Annotated in this window: 7 protein-coding genes and 1 rRNA gene; 6 read left to right on the top strand and 2 right to left on the bottom strand. The window is 72.4% G+C overall.

From position 1 onward, the window contains the following. The first annotated feature begins 170 nt into the window (after positions 1-170). Positions 171-287, top strand: a 5S ribosomal RNA gene (gene rrf, locus ACGFXC_RS20195). A gap of 59 nt (positions 288-346) precedes the next feature. On the opposite strand, the gene ACGFXC_RS20190 is transcribed toward rrf, so the two are convergent. Then, positions 347-1,387: a hypothetical protein gene (locus ACGFXC_RS20190; RefSeq protein ID WP_393714568.1), complete on the bottom strand. Its 1,041-nt coding sequence runs from the start codon at positions 1,385-1,387 to the stop codon at positions 347-349. Positions 1,388-1,402: 15 nt separating this feature from the next. On the opposite strand from ACGFXC_RS20190, the gene ACGFXC_RS20185 reads away from it, so the two are divergent. After that, positions 1,403-2,278, top strand: coding sequence for a hypothetical protein (locus ACGFXC_RS20185; RefSeq protein ID WP_393714566.1), 876 nt, complete (start codon positions 1,403-1,405; stop codon positions 2,276-2,278). 63 nt (positions 2,279-2,341) lie between these two features. Here the strand turns inward: ACGFXC_RS20185 and ACGFXC_RS20180 are convergent, their stop codons facing one another. Beyond that, a complete protein-coding gene (locus tag ACGFXC_RS20180; RefSeq protein ID WP_393714564.1) occupies positions 2,342-3,616 on the bottom strand; it encodes a DUF1015 family protein in 1,275 nt (424 codons plus the stop codon). 137 nt (positions 3,617-3,753) lie between these two features. Here ACGFXC_RS20180 and ACGFXC_RS20175 point away from each other — a divergent pair, with 137 nt between their 5' ends. From ACGFXC_RS20175 to ACGFXC_RS20160, 4 genes are all read left to right on the top strand, one after another. Continuing rightward, positions 3,754-4,785 (top strand): HAD hydrolase-like protein, encoded by a 1,032-nt coding sequence (locus tag ACGFXC_RS20175; RefSeq protein WP_393714562.1) that lies wholly within the window; start codon positions 3,754-3,756, stop codon positions 4,783-4,785. 76 nt (positions 4,786-4,861) lie between these two features. Further along, on the top strand, positions 4,862-5,911 hold the full coding sequence (locus tag ACGFXC_RS20170) for a FecCD family ABC transporter permease (RefSeq protein WP_393714560.1): 1,050 nt from the start codon (positions 4,862-4,864) through the stop codon (positions 5,909-5,911). After that, positions 5,908-6,993 (top strand): FecCD family ABC transporter permease, encoded by a 1,086-nt coding sequence (locus ACGFXC_RS20165; protein WP_393714558.1) that lies wholly within the window; start codon positions 5,908-5,910, stop codon positions 6,991-6,993. The genes ACGFXC_RS20170 and ACGFXC_RS20165 overlap by 4 nt, the downstream gene beginning before the upstream one ends. Continuing rightward, positions 6,990-7,877, top strand: coding sequence for an ABC transporter ATP-binding protein (locus tag ACGFXC_RS20160; RefSeq protein ID WP_393714556.1), 888 nt, complete (start codon positions 6,990-6,992; stop codon positions 7,875-7,877). The genes ACGFXC_RS20165 and ACGFXC_RS20160 overlap by 4 nt, the downstream gene beginning before the upstream one ends. Positions 7,878-7,882: the final 5 nt, after the last annotated feature.

Below are 7,882 nucleotides of genomic sequence, written 5' to 3'. Positions count from 1 at the left end.
CAGATGTGGAAGCCCGGTAACGGGTGGAGCTGACTGGTACTAATAGGCCGAGGGCTTGTCCTCAGTTGCTCGCGTCCACTGTGTTAGTTCTGAAGCAACGAACGGTTGCTGGTTTCTAGAGCTAGAACATAACTACAAAGTGTGCTTGTTCGCTCGAAACCGATTAGGGTTTCGGTGGTCATAGCGTTAGGGAAACGCCCGGTTACATTCCGAACCCGGAAGCTAAGCCTTTCAGCGCCGATGGTACTGCAGGGGGGACCCTGTGGGAGAGTAGGACGCCGCCGAACAATTTTTCAAAGGACCCCTGGTCCAGCGTTCAACGCTGGACCAGGGGTCTTTTTGTTTTTCACCTCTTTACGCCGAAGCGCGGCCATGGGTTGGTTGCGCGAGAATGACTAGCGGTACCCCGAAGACAGGAGTCACACCCATGTCCAACTCTCCCGACGATCGTCCGGAGCGCGAGCCTCGGCGCAACGACGGCGGTGACAGGGGCGGCTTCCGTCGTGACGACCGTGGCGGTGACCGTGGTGGCTTCCGCCGCGACGACCGCGGTGGCCGTCCGACCGGTAGTGGCGGCGGTTTCCGCCGTGACGACCGTGGTGGGCGTCCCGCCGGCGGCGACCGCCCCAGCGGCGGTGGTTTCCGTGGCCGTGACGACCGCGGCGGCGACCGTCCGTCCTACCCGCGCCGCGACGACGACCGTGGCGGTCGTCCCAGCAGCGGTGGCGGTGACCGTGGTGGCTTCCGCCGCGACGACCGTGGCGGTCGTCCGACCGGTGGTGGCGACCGTCCCTCCTTCCCGCGTCGTGACGACCGTGGTGGGGACCGTCCGTCGTACCCGCGTCGTGATGACGACCGCGGTGGATTCCGCGGTGGTCGTGATGACCGTGGTGGGGACCGTCCCTCGTACCCCCGTCGTGATGACCGGGGTGGCGACCGTCCCGGCGGCGGTGGCTTCCGTAGCGGTGGCGACCGCCCCTCGTACCCGCGTCGTGACGACCGTGGTGGGGACCGTCCGTCGTACCCGCGTCGTGATGACGACCGCGGTGGATTCCGCGGTGGCCGTGACGACCGTGGTGGCGACCGCCCGTCCTACCCCCGTCGCGATGACCGTGGTGGGGACCGTCCGTCCTTCCCGCGTCGTGATGACGACCGCGGTGGATTCCGTGGCGGTCGTGATGACCGTGGTGGCGACCGCCCGTCCTACCCGCGTCGTGATGACCGGGGCGGCGACCGTGGTGGGTTCCGTGGTGGCCGTGATGATCGCGGTGGCGACCGTGGCGGCTTCCGTGGCCGTGATGACCGGGGCGGCGACCGCGACTACCGCGCCGACCGCGACCGGGACCCGGTCAAGCGGCTTCCGATCGACGAGGACGTCACCGGGCACGAGATCGACGCCGACGTGCGTCAGGAGCTCCTGAGCCTGCCCAAGGGTCTGGCCGAAGAGGTCTCCCGCAACCTGGTCATGGTGGCCCGGCTGATCGACGAGGACCCGGAGCAGGCGTACGCGTACGCCCGCATCGCCCTGCGTCTGGCCTCCCGCGTCGCCGCCGTCCGCGAGGCCGCCGGCTTCGCCGCGTACGCCACGCAGAAGTACAGCGAGGCGCTCGCGGAGTTCCGTGCCGCCAAGCGCATGACCGGTTCCGTCGAGCTGTGGCCCGTGATGGCCGACTGCGAGCGCGGCCTCGGCCGTCCGGAGCGGGCCCTGGCCATGGCCGGCGAGCCCGAGGTGCAGAAGCTGGACAAGGCCGGTCAGGTCGAGATGCGTCTCGTCGCCGCCGGTGCCCGCCGGGACATGGGCGAGCTCGACGCCGCCATCGTGACCCTGCAGAGCCCGGAGCTGGCCTCCAGCTCCGTCCAGCCCTGGACCGCGCGTCTGCGGTACGCCTACGCCGACGCCCTGCTGGCCGCCGGTCGTGAGGACGAGGCGCGCGAGTGGTTCGGCAAGACCCTCGAGGCCGACAAGGACGGGGCGACCGACGCCTCCGACCGGCTGGCCGAGATCGACGGGGTCGAGTTCGTGGACGCCGCCTCCCTCGAGGACGACTCCGACCTCGAGGACGCCCCCGACGAGGACGAGGACGACGAGGACGACGAGGACGACGCCGAGGTGGCGGCCGCCGAGCGGGCCTCCGACCAGGCCGAGTACTACGACGAGGACGACGACGAGTACGAGCCGCTCGACGAGCCCGACGTCGACGTGACCGACGAGATCGTGGTCATCGAGGACGACGAGGACGAAGACCGCGACGTGCGCGACGACCGCGACAAGGCGTAGTACGCGTTAGCGGAACAGGAAGGGCGGCACCCCCTCGGGGGTGCCGCCCTTTCGCATGTCCGGTCAGTCCACGCTGCGCAGGACCAGGCCGGTGGCCGGCTTCGGGCCGAAGGAGGTCGACTTCCGGGGCATGGTGACGCCCTGGCGGGCCAGGTCCCGTACGACCGCCTCCCGTACGGGGTGCAGCAGGACGGCGGTGCCGCCGTGGCGCTGGGCCATGGCGACCGTGGCGGCGGCGTCGTGGATGTAGGAGATCTGGTCCGGGGCGTCCGGGATCTTCCACACCTCGTCGAGCAGCGTCGCGTGCAGGACCGTCGCGTCCAGCCGGCGCCAGGCCTCGGGTCGGTCGTGGCGGACCGTGCGCTGGATGAGCGCCGGATCCGGGTCGGTCGCCAGGTGGTAGGTGCCGTCGCCGGTGAGGAGGAAGGCGTTGCCGCGTTCCGATGCGTCGGCGAGGGCTTCCAGGGCCAGCGGGAGCGGGCCGTCGACCGGGCGGACCCGGAAGGAGCCGTCGAGCGCGGCCAGTGCCTGCGACAGCGGCAGCCGGCGCAGCATGCGGTGGATGGCGCGGACCTGGAGCGGGTAGCGGGCGGTGTCCACGAGCAGGACCAGGCCGAAGTCCCACGGGGTGGGGGAGCCGTGCTCCTGCTGGAGGCGCAGGTACGTCGCCCAGCGGTGGTGGCCGTCGGCGATGAGGGCCTGGCGGCTGCCGAGGTCGGCGGTGACGGCGGCCAGTTCGGCCGGGTCCGTGATGGCCCAGAGGCTGTGGCAGAAGCCGTCCTCGGTGACGGTCGAGAGGAGCGGGGGCCTGCGGGCGACGGTGGTCTCGACGACCGCTGCCGCGCCCGTGCCCGGGCCGTCGCCCAGGTAGGTCAGCAGGAGGGGTTCGAGGTTGGCCGAGGTGGCGCGCATCAGTCCGGCCCGGTCGGTGACCACGTCGGGCATGACGTCCTCGTGCGGCAGGACGATGCCCGCCTCCGCGTCCGACAGGGCGAGGGCGCCGATGACGCCGCGCTGGAGGACGCCGGCCTTGCGCTGTTCGTAGACGTAGAGCGCGGGCTGCGGGTCGGCGCTCAGGACGCCCTCGGCGAGCCAGTCGCTGAGGGTGCGGGCGGCCTGCTCGTTGCGCGCGTCGGGGGTCTGGGCCTGCGGCAGGATCAGCCGGACGATGTTGTGCGGATCGGCGGATTCGAGGTAGTCGACTCCGTCGGGCCGTACGACCACGTCGTAGGGCGGAGACGTGACGGCGGCCAGGCTGCCGACCCGCTGCGGGACGTAGCGCAGTCCGTGGAAGGGGATCAGGCGCAGCCCGTGCTCCGCGTTGCCAGGTGTGGTCATTGGTGCATGGTAAGACGCGTCTCGCGATGCGGGATGATCGGGGGAGATACGGGGATCAGCGCAAACTCGGACAAGATCGATCGTAAGAATCCCGGGACGTGCGCGGAACGCGCGAACAGCGAAGAGGAGCGGCCAAGATGACCCGGCAGACCAGGACCAGTCCCGCGGGCAGCGAGCGGAGCCTCCACCAGGCCTACGACACGGCCCTGCTGGATCTGGACGGAGTGGTGTACGCGGGCGGGCACGCGATCGGGCACGCGGTGGACTCGCTCGCCGCGGCCCGGGACGGCGGGATGCACCTGGCGTACGTCACCAACAACGCGCTGCGCACACCGGACGCGGTGGCCGCGCACCTGGGCGAGCTGGGCATTCCGACGGAGGCGGACGAGGTGATCACCTCGGCGCAGGCGGTGGCCCGGCTGATCGCGGAGCAGGTGGCGCCGGGTTCCAAGGTGCTGGTGATCGGTGGCGAGGGGCTGCGGGTGGCGTTGCGCGAGCGCGGGCTGGTGCCGGTGGAGTCGGCCGAGGAGGAGGGGCTCGCGGCGGTCGTGCAGGGGTACGGCGGGCCCGATCTGGCGTGGGGGCGGTTCGCGGAGGCCTCGTACGCGATCAACCGCGGGGTGCCGTGGTACGCGTCGAACACCGATCTGACGATTCCGGGGGCGCGGGGGATCGCGCCGGGCAACGGGGCCGCCGTGGAGGTCGTGCGCATCGCGACGGGTGCGGAGCCGCAGGTGGCGGGCAAGCCGTTGCCGCCGATGCACCGGGAGACGGTGCTGCGGACCGGGGCGCGGCGGCCGCTGGTGGTCGGTGACCGGCTGGACACCGACATCGAGGGCGCCTTCAACGGGGACGTGGATTCGCTGCTGGTGCTGACCGGGGTGACGGACGGGGCGCAGCTGCTGCGGGCCGAGCCGAAGTACCGGCCGACGTACGTGGACCGGGACCTGCGCGGGCTGCTGACGGGGCAGCCGGAGGTGGAGCCGGCCGGGGAGGGGTTCCGCTGCGGCGGTTGGACGGCCCGTGCGGGGGACGGCGTACTGGAGCTGAAGGGGGAGGGGGAGCCGATGGACGGGCTGCGGGCGCTGTGTGCGGCGGCGTGGACGTCGGCGGGGGAGGGCTCCTGCGGGCTGGACGGGGAGAAGGCCCTGGCGCTGCTCGGGCTGTAGCTGCTCGGGCTGGAGGGGACGTAAGGGGCCGTTCGGGTGAATTGTCTTTACGGCAGGGTAGGCTAACCTAACCTCCGTGTTGGTTGAGAGTCCCCCCGAACAGAGCGCGGCGCAGGCCGCCGCCGCCCCCCGTACCCGCCACGGTGTGCGGGCGGCCGGCCTGCTGGCCGCCCTTGCCGTACTGGCCCTGGTGGCGGTGGCGAGCATCGCCGTCGGGGCCAAGGCGATGCCGCTCGCGGACGTGTGGCACGGCCTGTTCCACTACAGCGGGACCACGAACGACGTGGTCGTCCGCGACCTGCGGATCCCGCGCACCCTCCTGGGGGTGCTGGTCGGGCTCGCCCTGGGCCTGTCCGGCGCGGTGATGCAGGCGCTGACCCGCAATCCGCTGGCGGAGCCCGGCATCCTCGGAGTCAACGCGGGCGCCGCCGCGGCCGTCGTCTCGGCCATCAGCTTCTTCGGGGCCGCTTCCCTGGAGGAGTTCGTGTGGTGGGCCTTCCTGGGCGCCGCCCTCGTCTCGGTCCTGGTCTACGTGCTCGGCGGCAGCCGCAGCGCGACGCCGGTGCGCCTCGCGCTCGCCGGTACGGCGGCCAGCGCGGCCCTCGTCGGCTACATCAACGCGGTGCAGCTGATGGACAGCAAGGCGCTGGACAAGCTGCGCTTCTGGACCGTGGGGTCACTGGCCGCGGCCACCATGGACACCGTCACCCGGGTGGCGCCGTTCCTGCTGGCCGGGGCCGTGCTCGCGCTCGTGCTGGGCCGGCCGCTCAACGCGATGGCCCTGGGCGAGGACACCGCGCGGGCGCTCGGAGCGCACCTGACGCGGACCCGGATCGCGGCGATGGCCGCCATCACCCTGCTGTGCGGGGCGGCGACGGCGGCCTGCGGGCCGATCGTCTTCGTCGGGCTGATGGTTCCCCACCTGGCGCGGATCGTCACGGGGCCGGACATGCGCTGGGTGCTCGCGTACTCGGCGGTCCTGTCGCCCGTGCTGCTGCTCGGCGCCGACGTGGTCGGACGGGTCGTCACCCGTCCCGGCGAGCTGCAGGTCGGGATCGTCACCGCGCTGCTGGGCGGACCCGTCTTCATCTACCTGGTTCGGCGCAAGAGGATGGCCCAGCTGTGACCCCGACGACCACGAAGGACACGACGGGCGGGCGGGGTACGGGGCCGGTGCCCCTGCGCGCGCTGCGCGGGCCCGGCCGCACCTCGCTGCGCGTCGAGCCGCGGGCCGTGACGGCCGGGGTGGTGCTGGCCGTCGTGGCGCTGGCGCTGGCCGTCGTGCTCATCGGCACCGGCGACTTCGAGATCGCCCCCTGGGACGTCGTGCGGACCCTGCTGGGCAGCGGCAACCCCGCCGACGACTTCATCGTCAACGACCTGCGGCTGCCGCGGGTGCTGGTCGCGGTGCTGGTCGGAGCGGCCCTCGGCATGGCGGGGGCGGTCTTCCAGTCCGTCTCGCGCAATCCGCTCGGCTCCCCCGACGTGCTGGGTTTCGGGTACGGCTCGGCGGTCGGCGCGCTCGCCGTCATCATCCTGTTCAAGGGCGGTGCGACCGAGGTCGCGGCGGGCGCGGTGGTGGGAGGCGTGCTCGCGGGCGTCATCGTCTACCTCCTCGCCTACAAGCAGGGGGTGCACGGGTACCGGCTGGTGCTCGTCGGCATCGGCTGCTCCGCCGTCCTCGTCGCGGTGGTCCAGTACCTCGTCGCGAAGGCGCAGCTCGTCGACGCCACCCGGGCGATGGTCTGGCTGACCGGGTCGCTGGCCGGCCGGGACTGGTCGCAGGTGTGGCCGCTGCTGGGGACCTGCGCGGTGCTGTTCCCGCTGGTCCTCGGGCAGAACAGGGCCCTGCGGATGATCGAGATGGGCGACGACTCCGCGTCCGCGCTGGGCGTGCCCGTCGAGCGGACCCGGATGCGGCTGATGGCGGCGGCGGTCCTGCTGACCACGGCCGCGGCCGCCGCGGCCGGACCGATCAGCTTCGTCGCCCTGGCCGCGCCCCAGCTGGCCCGGCGGCTGACCCGCTCGCCGGGCCCGAACCTGCTCTCCGGCGCGCTGATGGGCGCCGTCCTGCTGCTGGCCGCCGACCTGGCCTCGCAGCGGGCCTTCGGCGCGGACCAGCTGCCGGTGGGCGTGGTGACCGGTCTGGTCGGCGGCGTCTACCTGCTCTGGCTGCTCGTCACCGAGCGCAGGGCGGGACGGATATGAGTGCGCGGGACGATCTGCTTCCCGCGTCCGGCAACGAGTCCGGCGCGGCGCCGGGCCATACGAGGAGTACCCCAGTGCAGCGGCTGACCGCGCAGAACGTCACCCTCGGCTACGACCAGCGGGTCATCGCCGAGAACCTGTCGGTGGAGATCCCCGACCGCTCCTTCACGGTGATCGTCGGCCCCAACGCCTGCGGCAAGTCCACGCTGCTGCGGGCCCTGTCGCGGATGCTGAAGCCCACCGCCGGGCGGGTCCTGCTGGACGGCCGGGCCATCTCCTCGCTGCCGGCGAAGAAGGTGGCCCGGACGCTGGGTCTGCTGCCGCAGTCCTCGATCGCCCCGGACGGGATCACCGTCGCCGATCTGGTCTCGCGCGGCCGGTACCCGCACCAGGGGCTGCTGCGCCAGTGGTCGCGGGAGGACGAGCGGATCGTCGCCGAGTCGATGGCCGCCACCGGCGTCGCCGAACTCGCCGAGCGGGCCGTGGACGAGCTGTCGGGCGGGCAGCGCCAGCGGGTGTGGATCGCGATGGCGCTGGCCCAGCAGACGCCGTTGCTGCTGCTGGACGAGCCGACGACGTACCTGGACATCCAGCACCAGCTCGACGTGCTCGACCTGTGCGCGGAGCTCCACGAGGAGCAGGGCCGGACCCTGGTGGCGGTGCTGCACGACCTCAACCACGCGGCCCGCTACGCCACGCACCTGATCGCCCTGCGCGACGGCGTGGTCGTCGCCGAGGGCCCGCCGGCCGAGGTGGTCACGGCGGAGCTGGTGGAGGAGGTCTTCGGGGTGCGCTGCCAGATCATCGACGACCCGGAGACCGGGACCCCGCTCGTGGTGCCGGCCGGCCGGCGGACGCGGGCCCGCGTCCGGGCGGCCGTCTGACGCGG

Origin of the sequence: Streptomyces sp. NPDC048507 (assembly GCF_043199995.1) — a bacterium.
In the GTDB taxonomy this organism is placed as follows: domain Bacteria; phylum Actinomycetota; class Actinomycetes; order Streptomycetales; family Streptomycetaceae; genus Streptomyces.
This window is presented reverse-complemented; position numbering and strand designations above follow the sequence as displayed.

Coding starts and splice junctions, on each gene's coding strand:
- ACGFXC_RS20180 (WP_393714564.1), bottom strand. CDS start 3,616: ATGACCACACCTGGCAACGCGGAGCACGGGCTGCGCCTGATCCCCTTC.
- ACGFXC_RS20175 (WP_393714562.1), top strand. CDS start 3,754: ATGACCCGGCAGACCAGGACCAGTCCCGCGGGCAGCGAGCGGAGCCTC.
- ACGFXC_RS20160 (WP_393714556.1), top strand. CDS start 6,990: ATGAGTGCGCGGGACGATCTGCTTCCCGCGTCCGGCAACGAGTCCGGC.